The sequence below is a fragment of the Asticcacaulis sp. AND118 genome (assembly GCF_020535245.1).
Lineage (GTDB): Bacteria > Pseudomonadota > Alphaproteobacteria > Caulobacterales > Caulobacteraceae > Asticcacaulis.
The window spans coordinates 279,398-295,296 of record NZ_CP084911.1 but is presented as its reverse complement, the minus strand read 5'-3'; the positions used below and the strand labels follow the sequence as shown (position 1 = coordinate 295,296).

The following is a 15,899-nucleotide window of genomic DNA, read 5'->3' as shown; positions in this document are numbered from 1 at the left end:
CCTTTGGCTGGGAGGGGGACCGCACGAGCCGACGAAGTCGGTGAGGTGTGGTGGTGGGGTATCTTGCGATATGTCCGCTTATCCAGTCGGTTGAAATTAAAAAAGAATCCCCACCACCGCATCTAGCGCTGCGCGCGTCGTGCGGTCCCCCTCCCCAGCATAGCCAAGGAGGTATGATATGGAGGAAACGCCATGCTGAAGACCGTTATCGTTACCGCCGCAACGCTGGCCGCTGTCCCGGCCATGGCGCAGGTGCGCTATGTCGACGAGGACTCGGCCGTGCCCGCAGGCTACACGCTCCACTGGGCCGATGAGTTCGATAAGCCGGGCCTTCCCGATGCGAAGACGTGGAACTACGACACGGTGGCCAACCGCACCGGCTGGTACAATAACGAAAAGCAATACTATGCCGCCGGCCGGCTGGAAAATTCGGAGGTCAAGGACGGCACCCTGCGCCTCACCGCGCGCAAGGAACGCCTGAGTGACCGCGCCGACTACGGCGGGCAGGCCTATTCTTCGGCGCGTCTGATCACCAGGGGCAAGGTCAGCTTCCTCTACGGCTTCTACGAAATCCGCGCCAAGATGCCGTGCGGGCTGGGCTCATGGCCGGCCATCTGGATGCTGGGGACCGAGGCCAACTGGCCCGACGGCGGCGAAATCGACATCATGGAGCACGTCGGCAAGACGCCCGGCACGACCTTCGGCACGGTGCACAACCGCTTCACCATCGATACGCGCGGCGGGTCGGGCGACGGCAACGGCATCGACGTGCCCGATGCCTGCACGGCCTTCCACAATTACCAGCTTCTGTGGACGCCGGAAAAGCTCGACTTCTTCGTCGATGGCAAGCGTTTCCACAGCTATGCCAAGAGCGACAAACCGGGGGCCTGGCCGTTCGACAGGCCGCAGTATCTGCTGCTCAATCTGGCGGTCGGCGGGAACATGGCGGGTGAGGTCGATGACAGCATCTTCCCGCGCACCTTCGAGGTCGATTACGTGCGGGTGTGGAAGAAGCCTTAACCGCTACTGCGCCTGACCCAATCCGGTCGCCGTCCAGTAGATGCCCCCCATAAGGTGCGTCAAGTACTGTGCGTCGCGGTACATCTCGACATTGTGCCCCAGCGTCGTGACGAAGACGCGGCCCTTCTGGTAGCTGTGATACCAGGCGATCGGGTGGTCCTTGCCCATGCCCTTCGCTACCTGACCGGGCCAGATCTTGGTCGGGTCGTAGCTCGACTCATCGACATTGAGCACGGGGTGGATGGTGACCTTGTGCGGATTGGTCGTGGTGTAGAATTCGTCGCTCCACACCCAGCGCTCCGGCAGTCCGTAGGTGGCCGGAAAGCCCTCGTCGCTCACCGTCACTACGCCGGTTTGCAGCATGGGGTGGACGCCGACCGTGCGCCCGACCAGCTTTTCGTACCACGGCCAGCTTTCGGCGGGCAGGGCGATGGCGGTGCGGTGTACGATCATGGCGTTGCCGCCGCCGTTCATGTAAGCCTCGAACTTGCCGCGCTGGGCGGGATTGAGGTCTTCGACCGGCGTATTGAGCAGCAGGATGGCGGCATAGGGGCTGAGGTCCTGCTCCAGCGCCCCGCCCGCATTGGCCCAGGTGATCTCGAAGGCGTGCAGCTTGGCCAGCCGTTCAAGGCTTTCGCGGGCGACCGGGACGTATTCGTAGTGGTACTTGCTGGGCATGGCCAGCACCAGCACCCTGAACTGACTGTCAGCCCGGCTCAGCGACGGCGTCAGCAGGGCGAATACAGCGGCGAACAAAAGGCTGAGGCGTTTCATCAGAGTGCGTTTCCATAGCCTAAGACGACAGCGTTGTTGCCTCAGGCTATGGCCTGTTACCCGAGTCCGTCAAGTCGTGATGAACTCCGGGAAACCTCCGGTTACGCCGGCAGCGGGGCGTCCGGATGGACCAGCCCGGCCTGACGCAGTTCGCGCCAGAAGTCCGCGGGTATGGTCTCGTTCAGCGCGGCGCGGTCTTCGGCGATGCGGCCGGGACGGCTGGCACCGGGAATGACGGCGGCGACCGCCGGATTGGCCAGCGCGAATTGCAGGCCCGCCGCCTTCATGCTGATGCCGTAGCGATCCGCGATGGCCTTGATGCGCGTTACCTTGTCGAGGATGGCCGGCGTCGCCGGGGCGTATTCGAAGTTCGGTCCGCCGACCAGCGCGCCTGAGCTGTAGGGGCCGCCGACCACGATGCCGAGGCCCTTTTCGGCGACCTGCGGCATGACGCGTTGCAGGGCCTTGTCGTGGTCGAGCAGGGTGTAGCGTCCGGCCAGCAGAAAGCCGTCGGGGCGGTTGCCTTCCAGCGCCAGCAGGATCTCGATGGGCTCGACGCGGTTGACGCCAAGGCCCCAGGCCTTGATGACGCCTTCGTCGCGCAGACGGTCGAGCGCCTTGAACGCGCCCTTGCGCGCCGTCTCGAAGACGTCCAGCCAGTCGTCGCCGTAGAAATCCTGGGCCACGTCGTGCACAAAAGCGATGTCGATATGGTCGGTATTGAGGCGCTTGAGGCTGTCTTCAATCGAGCGCAGGGTGGCGTCGGCGGAATAGTCGTTCACAATGCGGTTGGGGCGACCGTATTTGAACACCTCGCCCTTTTCGCCGAGGTCGCGGGCGCTGACGTCCTCGACCTCATCGAGGATGACCCGGCCCACCTTGGTCGAGATGACGTATTCGCTGCGCGGCTTGTCTTTCAGGGCTTCGCCCATACGGATTTCAGCGAGACCCGCGCCGTAGAAGGGGGCGTTGTCGAAATAGCGGATGCCGTCGGTCCAGGCGGCTTCGACGGTGGCCTGAGCCTCCGTTTCGGGGATGTCGCGAAACATGTTGCCGAGAGGCGCGGCGCCGAAGCCGAGCTGACCCGGCAGGATGTCTTTGAGTGTCATGGGACTGAGTCCTTGGATGGGGCGATTTGGAAGTTAAGCGATTTGGATAGGGTCGAGCACGAAGGCGGTGCGTTCGGCCAGATCGTTGATGGCGGCCAGATAGGTCTGGAAGTGGGGTGTCGCGCGATGCGCCGCGACGGCGGCGGCATCGGTATACAACTCGTCGAGGATGAAGCGGGTGGGCTCGGCCTGATCCTGCCACAGATCATAGCGCAGATTGCCGGGTTCGGCGCGCGACGGCGCGGTCATGCCTGACAGAAGGGTGTGCAGGGCCTCGGCCTTACCTGGACGGGCGGTGAGGAGGGCGATCACCTTGATAGGAGCGGACATGGGAGGTCTCCTGTGGAGGGAGCGGCGGGACGGGGGAGGCATCCCGCCGTTCATATAAGAGCTACACCAGAACCGGGGCACGGTTGAGGGCGGCGACAAAGCGCTTGGCCAGCGGATGATCCGAATGCGGGTTCTGACCGGTGATCAGTTCGCGGTCTTCGATAACGTTCGGCTCGAAATCGACGGCGGTGGTGATGACCTGACCCCCGGCGATTTCCAGCGCGTCTGCGACGTTGAAGTAGAGCTTGGCCTTGAGGATATAGTCCTCGACGATCTTTTCCTCGCTGTTGGAGAAGACGGTCATCTTATACCCGGCATAGGGCCAGCCGCGGGCCCATTCGGCGGCCTTGGCCGGGCTGCCGGCGATCAGGGCCGCGCGGAATTCACGGGCGTGTGGCATGGCCGAGGTGATGGCGATCGGGCCGTGGCAGAGCAGGGCGGTAGGCTTTTGGCGGTCGTGGAAGTGGTGCAGGATTTCACCCAGATCGGCGTCCTGCATCAGGTCGACGCCGGGGGCCTGACCGCCCGGGACGAAGACGCCGGCATAGTCGTCGAGACCGTCTTCGATCACCGCGCGCAGGGTGCGGACGGTATTCATCGAAGGATCGTTGGCCCAGAAGGCGCGGGCGCGTTGCAGGGCGGCCTCGTCGCCACCGAAATGATCGGCCACGTCGGAAACCGGATCGATGAACGGCTTGGTGCCGTTCGGGGTGGCGAGGACGATGTCGTAACCGGCTTCGATGAGGGCCATAGCGGGAACGACGGTCTCATTCAGATACTGACCCGTGGCCCCGAAGCCGCCGCCCTGCGTTTCGATGCGGGTGGCGTTGGAACCGATCAGAAGTACTTTACCCTTGCTCATCTTAATCTCCATTGGGTTCGGGTGTGTGGTGCGGTCCGTTGTGGACAGGCCGAATATGCGCCGCGGAGATATATTCCTGAAATTTATTTGCCTGATTTCAGATATGTGCATAACGATATAACTCATGCGATACGATCTGAACCTGCTGCCGGTGTTCGTGGCCCTGATGGAGGAACGCAACGTCACGCGCGCCGCCGAGCGGCTGGGCATAACCCAGCCCGCCCTGTCGAATGCCCTGAACCGCCTGCGCGATACCCTGCGCGACCCGTTATTCATCCGCGAACGCTACGGCATGAAGCCGACCGAAAAGGCCGAGGAACTGGCGCCGGTGATCGCCGCAGCGCTGGCGCAGATCGACGACGTCATACGGGGGCAGCAGGATTTCGACCCCGCAAAAGCCGAGCGTCTGTTCACGCTGGCGCCCAACTCCTATGTCGAATTCGTGCTGATGCCCGCCGTGGTGGCGCGGCTCAGGCAACGCGCGCCGGGCATCCGCCTGCGCCTGACGCCCTTCGGCACCGATCTGGCCGAAACGGGCGTGGTGTCGGGGACGACGGCCATGGTGCTGGGCCGCCTGATCGACCCGCCGGACAATCTGATCGTGCAGCACCTGATGGACGAAGGGCTGGCCTGCGTGGTGCGGGCCGGGCATCCGGAAATTCACGACAGCCTGACGCGAGAGCAGTACGAGCGGCTGAAGCACGTCAACGTCCTGCCGCCCGGACGGTTGCGCGCCGGTCTGTTTCAGGCGCTGGAACGGCAGGGCGTGAAGCGCGAGGTGGCGGTGTCGGTGACGCACTTCCTCGCCGTGCCGGAAATGATCGCGGTGACGGATTATTGCGCCACGCTGCCGCGTCTGATCTGCCGGCATCTGGCGCACGACAAGCGACTGAAGACGGTGAGCGCGCCGGTCGATCTCGGCATCTTTCCGGTGGAGATGGCCTGGCACGTGCGCTATCGCCACGACCCGGCGCACCGCTGGCTGCGGGGCCTGATCAGCGAGGTGGCGAAGGAGGTGGCTACCGAAGCCTAATAAGGATAGTTGGTCGTCTTGGTGCAGACGCGGCGCGACGGACGGTAGCCGCCCCAGATGGATTCGCCGGGACTGCTTTCATAGCGCACGGTGTCGCATTCTGCGTCGCGCTCGCGGTCCTTGTCCCGCGCGCTCAGGTCGAGCGAAATCGACAGGGATTTCGACGTGCCGCCGCGCGCATAGCCCGTTCCGGGGCCGTAGCCATATCCGTAAGGGTCGCGGTGGGACGCACCGAAACGCCCGTAACCCGGCGCATAACCCGGATCGTAATCATAGCCATAGGGATCGGCGTACCAGTAGCCGTTCTTGCCGTGGTCGGTCTGGCTGTAGGCGATGCCCAGCGTGCCGGTGTCACCGACGGGAATAAGGGCTGAGACATAGGCGCTCTTGTAACCGCCCGTGCCGATCGAGGCCCCGGCTTCCCCGTGGATCTGACGCTTGCGCGGGCCGGCGTCGGTTTCTTCTTCGCGTCCCCACGAGGTGGGCTGGATGCGGTCAACAGGACGCGCGTCCGAAAGGGTCGACAGCACCTGCGCCTGCATAGTCTTCGCCGTGTCCTCGGCGGTGACGGCCTCGGTCTTCGTCTCCGGCGTCTCGGCCGCCACCTTGGGGCGGTGGGTCGCGACGATCTCGTCGTCCGCCGCGCCGGCGGCCGGCGGGGTGAGGATCAGCAGAGCGGCGAGGGTAAAACGATGCAGGGACATGACCGGGATTTTGGGACGGCTATGCAGCCAAATTAAGGCCGCAATGTAACGCGCCGAGGCCTATTTCGGCGCGGCGGCGGATTGACGTTTGGCGATGAAATAGTCGAGTTGGTGCGCCGCCGGGACGTCGCGTCCGTTGATGCGCTCCAGCAGCATCCGCGTCGCCTCTTCGGCCAGCCCCTTCATCGGCTGATGAACCGTGGACAGCGGCGGCCAGACGCTTAGCGTACCTGGTGCATCGTCGAAACCGACGATGGACAGGTCTTCCGGCACGGACAGCTTCAATTTGGCGGCGGCGGCCATGGCCCCGAAGGCGATATAGTCAGCGGCGGCGAAGATAGCGGTGGGACGGTCGGGCCGCGACAACAGGGTCTCGGCTTCGTCGAAACCGTTATTGACCCGCACATCGCCGCGCACGATCCACTCCGGATGCGACTCAAGACCGGCATCGGCCAGCGCCTGCCGGTAGCCGGCCTTACGGGCCTCGTTTGAGCCGCGCCCCCGTAGGTTCTCGATGAAGGCGATGCGCCGGTGCCCCAGTTCAATGAGCCAGCGGGTCAGATCGTAGCCCGCGGCTTCGTCGTCGATAAAGACATAAGGGCTGCGTTCAAAGTGTTGAACCGGCGAGATGCGCACCACGGGCACTTCCAGTTCATCGAACAGGTCGAGCATAAAGGCGTCGTCGCATACCGGCGGGGCCAGCACCACGCCATCGAAGCGCGAGGTCGCCAGTTGCGCCTTCATCTGGTCGCGCGGCAGGTGGCGCAGATCGGCCAAGCCCTCGATGACGAGGTGGTATCCCGCCTGACGGCAGGCGTCGAGCGCGCCGATCTGAAGCTCGTGCTGGTAGTAGTGGGTGACCGGGCGCTCGAAGATCAACCCGATCAGATAGCTGCGCGAACCGGACAGGGCGCGGGCGGCGGGATTGGGCTTGAAGCCCGTATCGGCGATCAGCTTCTCGATTTCGGCGCGCTTTTCCGGACGCACGCCCGTCTGCTTGTTCAGCACGCGCGAAACGGTTTTGATGGAAACGCCCGACATGCGGGCCAGATCGACAATGGTGATGCGGGTCACGGGCGGGGGAGGTCTGTAAAAATATGATAAAACAGGCTTAACCGCGATGGCGCGCCCTGTCCATAGCGGCGAAGGACCGGAGGTCTACGCCGCATCCCATGACAACGTTGACGTAGTTCCGCTTGCGGAGGGCGAAAGGCTGTCCTAAACCTGTCTTCAGACCGCGAAAAGGCGGCAGGACAGGGGAACGGCATGGCCGCTGCGGAACGACTATCCTTGCGCGAAAAGATCGCTTACGGCGCGGGCGACCTGGGTTTCAACTTCTACTGGACGACGATTTCGGCCTTCGGGCTGATTTTCTTCACCGATGTGTTCGGCCTCGATCCGCTGGCGGCAGGGACCATGCTTTTGATCAGTCGCGTGTTTGACGCCTTTGCCGACCCGGTAATGGGGGCGGTGGCCGACCGCACGCGCAGTCGTTGGGGCCGCTTCCGTCCGTGGATATTCGGCGCCGCCGCGCCGATGGCCGTGCTGGGGGTGCTGTGTTTCTTTACCCCGCCCTTTGATCACGACGGCAAGCTGATCTACGCCTACGCCACCTATAATCTGCTGATGATCGTCTATACGATCGCCAATATTCCCTACAGCGCCCTGTCCGGGGTGATGAGCGCCGACGGGCAGGAGCGCACCACGCTCAATTCATTTCGATTTGTCGGCGGATTTCTGGGCGGCACCATCGTCACCTACGCCACGCCGATCCTTGTCAAGACCTTCGGCGGGGCCGATCCGGCCCAGGGCTGGCCGCTGGTCATGGCCATCTACGGCGTGGTGGTGGTGGTCATCATGGCGCTGGTGGTTATGAATACGCGCGAACGCATCAGTCCGCCGCCGCAGCAGGCCTCAAGCCCGTGGCGCGACATCCGCGACCTGTTCGGCAACAAGCCTTGGCTGGTCCTGTTCGCGCTGGCGCTGGTCATCATGGTGACGATCACGCTGCGTATGGCCACCTCGGCCTACTACATGCGGTACGTGGTCGGGCGGGAGGACCTGATCGGGCCGTTCCTGACCGCCTATGGCGTGGCGCTGGCCGCCGGCGCCCTGCTGACACCGCTGATGACCCGATGGATCGACAAGCCGCGCCTGATGATGATCCTGATGGCCGCCGTCGCCGTGCTGTCGGCCAGCTTTTTCGTCATCCCGCCGGATCAGATCGCGCTGATGTTCGTGATTCAGGTGCTGATCGGCCTGTGTCTGGGGCCGAAATCGCCGCTGGCCTACGCCATGTACGCCGACGCGGCGGACTATACCGAATACCGCTTCGGGCGGCGCGCCACGGCCATGACCTATGCGGCGGCGACCTTTTCGCAAAAGCTGGGCGGGGCACTGGCGTCCTACCTGATCGGGGCGGGACTGAAGGCGGTCGATTACGTCGCCAACGGACCGCAGACCGAGGAAACCAAAGGCATCATCACCGCCCTGATGTCGCTGGCCCCGGCGGTGGCGGCGCTGATCTCGGTGGCGGTGCTGTTGCTGTATAAGCTCGACAAGGCCAGCATGAGCGCTGTGTCCGCCGAACTGGCGCGCCGGCGCGCCGGGTTGACGCAAGAATAGGGTTTTCAGAGCGGGTTTCGATCGGAGGGGATCGGAAAAACGTTTTAGATTATTATGTTTTCTTATGGAAACATAAGGATCTAGATTTTGTTTACGCCCTCACCGGGCGGTGGCTCCGCCACCTTGGCCGCCGCCGCAATGGCGGCTTGAGCGTAATGATTCCATCAGAAATCATTCCGCTCTAACGAATCTGATGGCGCAGATCGTAAACACCGCGGCGTGCGGCCAGCACGGCCCCCATGAGGTCGAGACTGATGCAGGCAATGTCGGGCTGGAAGCCGTCGATATCCGCCAATCGGGAGGCAACGAAGTCCACCACCTGTCTCAGATCGCCGGCGCGCGCCATGTCTTCCACCGGCTCGAAGATCAGATTGATAAGCTGCCGTCGCAGTTCCGGTCGAAAGGGCGTTGAACCGACGTAAAGCCGCACCAGGTAATCGATGATGCGGTTTAAGCCCGCCATCTCGTTCAATACCGGTAGGTTTGATAAAAAACGTTTGAATTCGGCTGGGTCTGAACGCGCCAACGCGCCGCCAACCACGAACAGCGCCGCTATCCATACGCGGTCGCGGCTGTGGCGCAGCAGAGGCATGTTAAGATTCATCAGGCGGTCGAAAGCGGGCGTATCGTGTTTCGACAGCGTCATATCGCCGAGGATAAGCGGAGCCAGTTGCGCCCAGGCTTCGCGACGACGGCTTGTCACCCTCTGCGGTTCCCACGGCTCGACCAGCAGCGCATCGACCAGATCGGCGATGCGGGATAAGGTGTCGGTGGTCGCTTCGGACTGAAAAGACATGGCGGACGCTTTTTTGAAAGGGTGAATATGAGGTATCGGCTCAGGCGCTGACGGCGATCAGCCGCCACTGCGCCGGTTTACCGGACGCGAAAATACGTTGCATCGCCCGGCGCACCCCGTGAACGGCGTCGCGGCGTTCGAGATGATGTTCGACCGGTTGACGATCCTTGAGCACCTGCCACATTTTACCGTCGAAGCGGACTTCAAAACAGGTGGGCACGTGAGCGTTTATCAACCCGGTTTCGCCCAAGGTCGGCCATACGGAGTCCCAGCTTTCGGTAAGTTTACGGGTGGGGATCATTATCAGCTCCATAGGGTCGGATTGAGTGGAAAAAGAAAGCCCGGCGATGCCGCCGGGCTTTCGGGGTGGCCTAAGCCGCCTGAAGGTTGACTGCGGAGGCCTTGCCCCGGTCGCTCTGGACCTCGTAGGCAATCTTCTGGCCTTCGACCAGCATCCGCCAGCCTGCGCGTTCGATGGCCCAGATGTGCACGAACACATCGTTGCCGCCGATCTCAGGCTGAATAAAACCAAAACCCTTGTTGGGGTTGAACCACTTTACAATACCGACAGCCATGTTGGCCTCCGTTCGCACATAGACGTGCGCCGTCTGCCCCAAAAATCGGAGCGTTCGAAAAAAGAAATGCTTGGGAGAGGCCAATAAAGGCAATCAGACAAGGCGGTCTGTGTTTCGATATTTTACTATAACACAGCTTGAAATTATTTTCGCCTTAAAAGCGACAGGTACGATTTTTATTTTATATGACAGGTTTTTAGTCGATCATCTCGGCAACGAGGCGACGCAATTCTTCGGGGCTAAACAGAGGGATAACAGGGACGTTCCGCGAAAAGGCGGGACGCAGCGGCGTGGCCGCACGACGTTGGTGGCCGCTATGGGCCGGTGAAGTATGAAGATTGTACATAGGTATCCATATCCGCAGACACGCGGATTCGTAAAAGAGGGAGCGCACTCGGCGTGGAAGCGGGCGCAGCCAGATCGAGAAGGGAGGGTGAGGTCAGGGACGGCGCTACGCCTGTCCGGACACGGTTACACCCTAAGCGCTAATTGAGGCTTTTCAGTGTCTTTAAACGCGTGCGACCGGATAGACCTCCGCCGCCACTTCCCGCAGCCGTTCGCGGAACCAGATCAGGGCCGGATCGCGGCCGCGCAGCCGGTCCCAGACCAACACCAGCCGTAGAGGGTCCGGTGCGAGCGGCGACGGCACGCAGACCAGACCAAAGGTGTCGGCAAGCCGGTGCGCCAGAGCTTCGGAGATGGTGGTGAGGAGGTCGCTCCGGCTCACGGCGGCCAAGGCTGCCGTGAAGTAGGGCGTGCTCAGGGCGATATGGCGTGACAGGCCACGCGCCGCCAGCGCGGCGTCCAGCTCCGACTGACCGTCGCCGAAAATGCGAATAGCGGCGTGCGCAAAGCGTTCATAATCTTCCGCTGTAACAGGGCGATCGGCCAGCGGATGCCCCCGCCGCATTACCAGCGCCAGCCGGTCGTAGCCCAGCGGCAGGGTCTCGGTGCCGACGGGCAGGGGCGTCGTGTCGAGCGCAAAACCCAGGTCCAGACGGCCCTGCTGCATCAGGGCGACCGTATCCGGGCCATAGGCTGAGACCTGCACGTCGATGCCGGGGGCCTCCCGCGCCAGCCGGGTCGTCAGGGCGGGCAGCAGTAGCAGGGTATGCACGTCCGACGCCACCAGCCGCACGGTGCGCTGTTCCTGCGCCGGATCGAAGGCCTCGTCGCGGAACAGGCCGCGCAGGCCGTCGAGCGCGGCGGCCACCTGCGGCGCCAGACGCTCGGCCTTCGGCGTCAGGGTCAGGCCACCGCCGGAACGGATCAGCAGGGGGTCTTCAAACAGCTCACGCAATCGCCCCAGCGCACGACTGACGGCGGGCTGGCTGAGGCCGACCTCGTTGGCCGCATGGGTGACATTGCGCCGGCGCAGCAGGGCTTCGAGCACCGGCAGCAGGTCAAGATCAACAGCGGATAAATTCATTTTTTGCATAGTGTTTATATAAATAATGCATTTTTGATATAGCGCAATCGGCCTTATCCTTTCGGACAGTTACAAGGAACCTCTTTCATGTCCGAAAAAATCGTCATCTTCGGTTACGGCCCCGGTGGCCGCAGCCTCACCGAACGCCTGATCGCCGCCGGTCGCCAGCCCATTGTCACCCAGCGCTCACGCCCGAAAGACCTGCCGCCCGGCGTGGACTTCGTGGCCACGGATGTGCGGGACGCCGCCGCCGTGCAGGCCGTGTCGCGCGGCGCAAGCCATATCGTCGTCACCGTCGGATTTCCCTATTCAACCCGCGTGTGGCGGCAAAGCTGGCCCATCGCCATGACCCATCTGCTGGCGGCCGCACGGGCGACCGGGGCAAAGACCCTTTTCTTCGACAACCTGTACATGTACGGGCCGCAGAACGGGCCGATTTCAGAGACCACGCCCTATGCGCGTTGGGGCGGCAAGCCCGCCGTGCGCCGCGCTATCTCCGAGCAGTGGCAAACGGCGGTGGCCAAAGGCGAGGTGCTGATGAGCGCCCTGCGCGTGCCGGATTTCTACGGCCCCGGCGTCAGCAACAGCCACTTGGGCGATCTGGTCTTCGGGCGTCTGGCGCAGGGCAAGCCCGCGCAGATTGTCGCCCCGCCCGACATGCCGCACGATTTCGCCTACATACCCGATGTGGCGCGCGCCATGGAACGGTTGCTGGATCTGCCGGAGGCCGAGTACGGTCAGGTCTGGCATATGCCCAGCGCGCCGACACGGACCCTGCGCGACCTCATTACCATCGGGGCGCGGACACTGGGGCAAAAGCCGAAGATACAGGCCGTTCCACCCGGCCTCTTTCCCGTGCTGGGGCTGGTGACGCCGTTCATGCGCGAACTGCACGACATGCGCTTTCTGTTCGACCGGCCTTACCATATCGACGGCGGCAAGCTGACCCGCCGCTTCGGCTTCGAGGTCACGCCGTTCGAGGTCGGCGTTCCGGAGGCGGCGCGCAGCTATCGTCAGTGATGGCCCATCAGTGGTGACCGGGGGCGTACGGGAATTTCAGCGACTTATAGTATTCCAGCGTCTTCTCAGGTGCGGCGACGCCGGCCGGCAGGGGGCGCCCCGATTTCGACTGGAAGTAGGCCACCGAGGCGTCGCGCCACCACTTTGCCTCGCGCGCCTGAATCCCCAGTGTGCTGGCGATGGCCTGATAGCGCTCGGCGTCGACATAGGGCTTCATAGCCGCCCAGGTCTGCTGCAGGGCGGCGGCGTCCTTCGCCCCTTTGTCGTAGGTGAGCATCAGTTCGTCCCACAGCGGGCGACCCGACTTCGTCTTGTAGTCCCAGGACAGATGGTGAAACCACAAAAGGTAGCGCTCATCCATTTTCCGGGGATCGGCCCAGGCGGCCTGCGCTTTGGGATCGTATTGCGAAAGCGCATTGGAGCCGGTCCTGGTGCGGTCGAACCCGATGCCGTTGGTGTCGGCCTTGTGGTAATAGACCGGGTTCCAGTCGGGCCGCTCCAGATTATCGACCCAGGGGCCGGGACCGTAGTGGTGGCCGGTATCCATCAGGTGATGCAGGCCCAGCGGCGTCATATAGTCGGCCACCGTCTCGCGTGAGGTCATCATCATATCGACTACGGGCTTCACGAAGCGCGCGTCGGTGGTGAAGGTCATCTTCGCCCATTCGGCCGCGATGTCGCCGGCGGAGCCTTGCGGGTTCCACGCCAGCCGCCCGAAGGCGTACCAGTTGGCCTGATCGAAGTCCGAACCCGACCAGTTGCGGTCGGTGCCGATATTGGCCACGCCCGCTATCCCACTTAATTTGTGATTCTCACCCTCGACCACCCGCGCGACGGTCCAGCCCTTCTGCCCGTTCTGGAAGGTGTCGGCGTCCAGCGCTTCTTCAAAATACTGACCCAGATAGGCGAGGTGGGTGGCGAAGCCCAGATACTCCTTGGTGATCTGGAACTCCATCATCAGCGGCGTCTTCGGCATAGCCCCGAACAGGGGATGGAAGGGCTCACGCGGCTGGAAGTCGATGGCGCCGTTCTTCACCTGCACCAGCACATTGGGCGCGAATTTTCCATCATGAGGCTTGAACTCGTTCCAGGCCTGCTTGTGGCGGTCGTCGGCGACCTCGGCCTTGTAGACGAAGGCGCGCCACATGACGACGCCCCGGTCACCCAGCGCTTCGGCCAGCATATTGGCGCCGTCCTCCTGCGTGCGGCCATAGTCCTGCGGGCCGGGCTGGCCTTCGGAATTGGCCTTGACGAGGAAACCGCCGAAGTCGGGGATCTTGGTGTAGATTTCGTCGGCCTTGGCCTTCCACCAGGCGCGCACCTGCGGATCGAGCGGATCGGCGGTGGTCAGGCCGCCCAATTCGATAGGGGCCGAAAAGCGCGCCGACAGGTAGACGCGGATGCCGTAGGGGCGGAAGGTGTCGGCCAGCGCCGCCGCCTTGTCGAGATAGGGCGCGGTCAGCGAGGCGGCCTTGGCGTTGACATTGTTGAGCACCGTGCCGTTGATGCCGATCGAGGCATTTGCGCGGGCGTAATCGACATAGCGCGGGTCCTTCAGGTCCGGCAGCCGCCACCAGTCCCACAGGGACCAGCCCGCATAGCCGCGCTCGACCGTACCGTCGAGATTGTCCCAGTGGTTGAGCAGGCGCAGCTTGACCTTGGGCGCGTCGGTGGTGTCGGTGATACTGCCGGTCTGGATTTGTCGAAGGTAGGCGAATGCGCCGTAGAGCAGGCCGATGTCGCTGTTGGCGCTGATGCGGGTCACGGGCTGGCCGTTTTCCGTGCCCTTGCGGATGGCGAAGCCTTCGTTGCCAAGGGCTGCGTCGGGGGCGGCGTTGCGCGTCAGGACGACCGAGGGAGCGCTAACATTTCCAGCTAAGGAAACGGTCTGTCCGGACAGGTCGGAAAGCCCTTTTTGCAACTCGGAAACGGCCGCGCGAACAGTCGGAGAGTCGCTTTGCGTGACAACGGCGCGGGGGACGGCGTCGGCGCTGGCGACCGGCTTATAGCGCAGCCACAGGTCGTAGCCGTCCTCGGCAAAGGCCGGCGCGGCGAACAGGCAGATGAGCGCACAGAGCGCATGGACGAGCCGAAGCCGCATGGGTTCCTCCTGATATCGTTGATGCCGTCCTTCTCTACCGGAAGGATTATGCATTTTAGCAGGCGCGGAAGGCCCCCACCACCACATCTAGCGCTGCGCGCGTCGTGCGGTCCCCCTCCCCGGCAAGCCGGGGAGGTATGATCTTTTTACCAGTTAAACAGCGTGCCGTCCTGCAGGCGGTTCACCGGCAGGTAGGCGCGCTTGTAGGGATATTTCGCCGCCAGTTCCTCATCGATATCGACACCGAGCCCCGGTGCCTCGGAAACCATCAGGTCGCCTTTTTCGAAGTGGTAGCCGTGCGGGAAGACCGCGTCGGTTTCCGGCGTATGGCGCATATATTCCTGGATGCCGAAGTTGGGGATCGAGACGTCGAAGTGCAGGGCCGCCGCCATGCACACCGGCGACAGGTCGGTTGCCCCGTGGCAGCCCGTGCGGACATTGTACAACTCGGCGAACGAGGCGATCTTCTTCAGGTGCGAGAGGCCGCCGGCGTGGACGACCGTGGCGCGGATATAGTCGATCAACTGGTTCTGGATCAGGTCCTTGCAGTCCCAGATCGACGAGAAGATTTCCCCGACGGCCAGCGGGGTCGTGGTGTGTTGACGGATCAGCCTGAAATTGTCCTGATTTTCCGCAACGACCGAATCCTCCATCCAGAACGGACGATAGGGCTCAAGGTCACGGCCCAGACGCCCGGCCTCGATCGGCGTCAGGCGGTGGTGGACGTCGTGAAGCAGGTGGACTTCGTCACCCAGCGCCTCACGCGCGGCGGCGAACAGCTTGGGGACCACGCGCATATAGGCTTCGGTCGACCAGACGTTCTCGGTCGGAAGATCGGCATCGGCGGGTTCGTAGAACATCTTGTCCTTCGACACGCCGTAGGTCGAGGCGAGGCCCGGCACGCCGCACTGCAGGCGGATGGCCTTATAGCCCATCGCCTTGTAGCTTTGCGCGACTTCGATGGTGTCCTCGATGCTGGTGCCGTTGGCGTGGCCATAAACCATGACGCCGGTGCGCGAGCGGCCGCCCAGAAGCTGATAGACCGGCAGGCCCGCGATCTTGCCCTTGATGTCCCACAGGGCGGTATCGACGGCGGCGATGGCCGACATGGTCACCGGACCGCGACGCCAGTAGGCCCCGCGATAGAGATATTGCCAGATGTCCTCGATCTGCTGCGGGTCGCGGCCGATCAGGCAGGGGATGACGTGCTCTTCCAGATAAGCGACGACCGACAACTCGCGACCGTTCAGCGTCGCGTCGCCGATGCCGTAGACGCCTTGGTCCGTCATGATCTTGAGCGTTACGAAATTGCGCCCGGGGCACGTGACGATGACCTTCGCCGATACGATTTTCATGGAATTGACGCCTTAATTGGTATGACCTATCTCGCTTTTGCCGTCCAATCGCGCCCATGGCAAGCGCAAAGTGCGGATAACCGTCATATTCATTTGTCGTATAAGACGATTTGCGGGTTCGGATCATGACATGCACACGCGAAAAAACGCAACTGAATTGGTAAGA

General features: G+C 63.1%; 16 protein-coding genes. 4 read left to right on the top strand and 12 right to left on the bottom strand.

Annotated features, from left to right (window positions below):
* Window positions 1–192: 192 nt before the first annotated feature.
* Complete coding sequence (locus LH365_RS14855) at window positions 193–1,020, top strand: family 16 glycosylhydrolase (protein WP_226746132.1); 828 nt, start codon at window positions 193–195, stop codon at window positions 1,018–1,020.
* A gap of 3 nt (window positions 1,021–1,023) precedes the next feature.
* On the opposite strand, the gene LH365_RS14850 is transcribed toward LH365_RS14855, so the two are convergent.
* The 4 genes from LH365_RS14850 to LH365_RS14835 all read right to left on the bottom strand — a co-directional run bounded on the left by LH365_RS14850 (window position 1,024) and on the right by LH365_RS14835 (window position 4,095).
* Window positions 1,024–1,794 (bottom strand): ThuA domain-containing protein, encoded by a 771-nt coding sequence (locus LH365_RS14850; RefSeq protein WP_226746131.1) that lies wholly within the window; start codon window positions 1,792–1,794, stop codon window positions 1,024–1,026.
* Window positions 1,795–1,895: 101 nt separating this feature from the next.
* Window positions 1,896–2,903 (bottom strand): aldo/keto reductase, encoded by a 1,008-nt coding sequence (locus tag LH365_RS14845; protein WP_226746130.1) that lies wholly within the window; start codon window positions 2,901–2,903, stop codon window positions 1,896–1,898.
* A gap of 33 nt (window positions 2,904–2,936) precedes the next feature.
* On the bottom strand, window positions 2,937–3,233 hold the full coding sequence (locus LH365_RS14840) for a putative quinol monooxygenase (protein ID WP_226746129.1): 297 nt from the start codon (window positions 3,231–3,233) through the stop codon (window positions 2,937–2,939).
* A 61-nt stretch (window positions 3,234–3,294) separates the two neighbouring features.
* Window positions 3,295–4,095 carry a type 1 glutamine amidotransferase domain-containing protein gene (locus LH365_RS14835; protein ID WP_226746128.1) on the bottom strand — a complete coding sequence of 267 codons (801 nt, stop codon included), beginning with the start codon at window positions 4,093–4,095 and terminating at the stop codon, window positions 3,295–3,297.
* Between the two features lie 124 nt (window positions 4,096–4,219).
* Between LH365_RS14835 and LH365_RS14830 the strand changes: the two genes are divergently transcribed.
* Window positions 4,220–5,128: a LysR substrate-binding domain-containing protein gene (locus LH365_RS14830; protein WP_226746127.1), complete on the top strand. Its 909-nt coding sequence runs from the start codon at window positions 4,220–4,222 to the stop codon at window positions 5,126–5,128.
* Here the strand turns inward: LH365_RS14830 and LH365_RS14825 are convergent.
* Together LH365_RS14825 and LH365_RS14820 are read right to left on the bottom strand one after the other, a co-directional pair.
* Complete coding sequence (locus LH365_RS14825) at window positions 5,125–5,832, bottom strand: hypothetical protein (RefSeq protein ID WP_226746126.1); 708 nt, start codon at window positions 5,830–5,832, stop codon at window positions 5,125–5,127. The two genes, LH365_RS14830 and LH365_RS14825, sit on opposite strands and share 4 nt — an antisense overlap.
* A 60-nt stretch (window positions 5,833–5,892) precedes the next feature.
* Complete coding sequence (locus tag LH365_RS14820) at window positions 5,893–6,906, bottom strand: LacI family DNA-binding transcriptional regulator (protein ID WP_226746125.1); 1,014 nt, start codon at window positions 6,904–6,906, stop codon at window positions 5,893–5,895.
* Window positions 6,907–7,098: 192 nt separating this feature from the next.
* On the opposite strand from LH365_RS14820, the gene LH365_RS14815 reads away from it, so the two are divergent.
* Window positions 7,099–8,457 carry an MFS transporter gene (locus LH365_RS14815; RefSeq protein WP_226746124.1) on the top strand — a complete coding sequence of 453 codons (1,359 nt, stop codon included), beginning with the start codon at window positions 7,099–7,101 and terminating at the stop codon, window positions 8,455–8,457.
* A gap of 181 nt (window positions 8,458–8,638) precedes the next feature.
* Here LH365_RS14815 and LH365_RS14810 read toward each other — a convergent pair whose 3' ends face one another.
* From LH365_RS14810 to LH365_RS14795, 4 genes are all read right to left on the bottom strand, one after another.
* Window positions 8,639–9,253, bottom strand: a complete 615-nt coding sequence (locus tag LH365_RS14810; protein WP_226746123.1) for a hypothetical protein — start codon at window positions 9,251–9,253, stop codon at window positions 8,639–8,641.
* Window positions 9,254–9,293: 40 nt separating this feature from the next.
* Complete coding sequence (locus LH365_RS14805) at window positions 9,294–9,554, bottom strand: hypothetical protein (RefSeq protein ID WP_226746122.1); 261 nt, start codon at window positions 9,552–9,554, stop codon at window positions 9,294–9,296.
* A 70-nt stretch (window positions 9,555–9,624) separates the two neighbouring features.
* Window positions 9,625–9,828, bottom strand: a complete 204-nt coding sequence (locus tag LH365_RS14800; RefSeq protein WP_226746121.1) for a cold-shock protein — start codon at window positions 9,826–9,828, stop codon at window positions 9,625–9,627.
* Window positions 9,829–10,336: 508 nt separating this feature from the next.
* Window positions 10,337–11,257: a LysR family transcriptional regulator gene (locus LH365_RS14795; protein WP_226746120.1), complete on the bottom strand. Its 921-nt coding sequence runs from the start codon at window positions 11,255–11,257 to the stop codon at window positions 10,337–10,339.
* 87 nt (window positions 11,258–11,344) lie between these two features.
* Between LH365_RS14795 and LH365_RS14790 the strand changes: the two genes are divergently transcribed.
* Window positions 11,345–12,277, top strand: coding sequence for an NAD-dependent epimerase/dehydratase family protein (locus LH365_RS14790; protein ID WP_226746119.1), 933 nt, complete (start codon window positions 11,345–11,347; stop codon window positions 12,275–12,277).
* 7 nt (window positions 12,278–12,284) lie between these two features.
* Here the strand turns inward: LH365_RS14790 and LH365_RS14785 are convergent, their stop codons facing one another.
* Window positions 12,285–14,378 (bottom strand): alpha-glucuronidase family glycosyl hydrolase, encoded by a 2,094-nt coding sequence (locus LH365_RS14785; protein ID WP_226746118.1) that lies wholly within the window; start codon window positions 14,376–14,378, stop codon window positions 12,285–12,287.
* A 146-nt stretch (window positions 14,379–14,524) separates the two neighbouring features.
* Window positions 14,525–15,733, bottom strand: a complete 1,209-nt coding sequence (gene manD / locus LH365_RS14780) for a D-mannonate dehydratase ManD (protein ID WP_226746117.1) — start codon at window positions 15,731–15,733, stop codon at window positions 14,525–14,527.
* Between the last annotated feature and the right edge of the window lie 166 nt (window positions 15,734–15,899).

Excerpts from the sequence above, each read along its gene's own strand:
- LH365_RS14845 (WP_226746130.1), bottom strand. The coding sequence starts at position 2,903 with ATGACACTCAAAGACATCCTGCCGGGTCAGCTCGGCTTCGGCGCCGCG.
- manD (WP_226746117.1), bottom strand. The coding sequence starts at position 15,733 with ATGAAAATCGTATCGGCGAAGGTCATCGTCACGTGCCCCGGGCGCAAT.
- LH365_RS14830 (WP_226746127.1), top strand. The coding sequence starts at position 4,220 with ATGCGATACGATCTGAACCTGCTGCCGGTGTTCGTGGCCCTGATGGAG.
- LH365_RS14815 (WP_226746124.1), top strand. The coding sequence starts at position 7,099 with ATGGCCGCTGCGGAACGACTATCCTTGCGCGAAAAGATCGCTTACGGC.
- LH365_RS14855 (WP_226746132.1), top strand. The coding sequence starts at position 193 with ATGCTGAAGACCGTTATCGTTACCGCCGCAACGCTGGCCGCTGTCCCG.
- LH365_RS14825 (WP_226746126.1), bottom strand. The coding sequence starts at position 5,832 with ATGTCCCTGCATCGTTTTACCCTCGCCGCTCTGCTGATCCTCACCCCG.
- LH365_RS14790 (WP_226746119.1), top strand. The coding sequence starts at position 11,345 with ATGTCCGAAAAAATCGTCATCTTCGGTTACGGCCCCGGTGGCCGCAGC.
- LH365_RS14810 (WP_226746123.1), bottom strand. The coding sequence starts at position 9,253 with ATGTCTTTTCAGTCCGAAGCGACCACCGACACCTTATCCCGCATCGCC.
- LH365_RS14840 (WP_226746129.1), bottom strand. The coding sequence starts at position 3,233 with ATGTCCGCTCCTATCAAGGTGATCGCCCTCCTCACCGCCCGTCCAGGT.
- LH365_RS14805 (WP_226746122.1), bottom strand. The coding sequence starts at position 9,554 with ATGATCCCCACCCGTAAACTTACCGAAAGCTGGGACTCCGTATGGCCG.
- LH365_RS14785 (WP_226746118.1), bottom strand. The coding sequence starts at position 14,378 with ATGCGGCTTCGGCTCGTCCATGCGCTCTGTGCGCTCATCTGCCTGTTC.
- LH365_RS14835 (WP_226746128.1), bottom strand. The coding sequence starts at position 4,095 with ATGAGCAAGGGTAAAGTACTTCTGATCGGTTCCAACGCCACCCGCATC.
- LH365_RS14795 (WP_226746120.1), bottom strand. The coding sequence starts at position 11,257 with ATGAATTTATCCGCTGTTGATCTTGACCTGCTGCCGGTGCTCGAAGCC.
- LH365_RS14800 (WP_226746121.1), bottom strand. The coding sequence starts at position 9,828 with ATGGCTGTCGGTATTGTAAAGTGGTTCAACCCCAACAAGGGTTTTGGT.
- LH365_RS14850 (WP_226746131.1), bottom strand. The coding sequence starts at position 1,794 with ATGAAACGCCTCAGCCTTTTGTTCGCCGCTGTATTCGCCCTGCTGACG.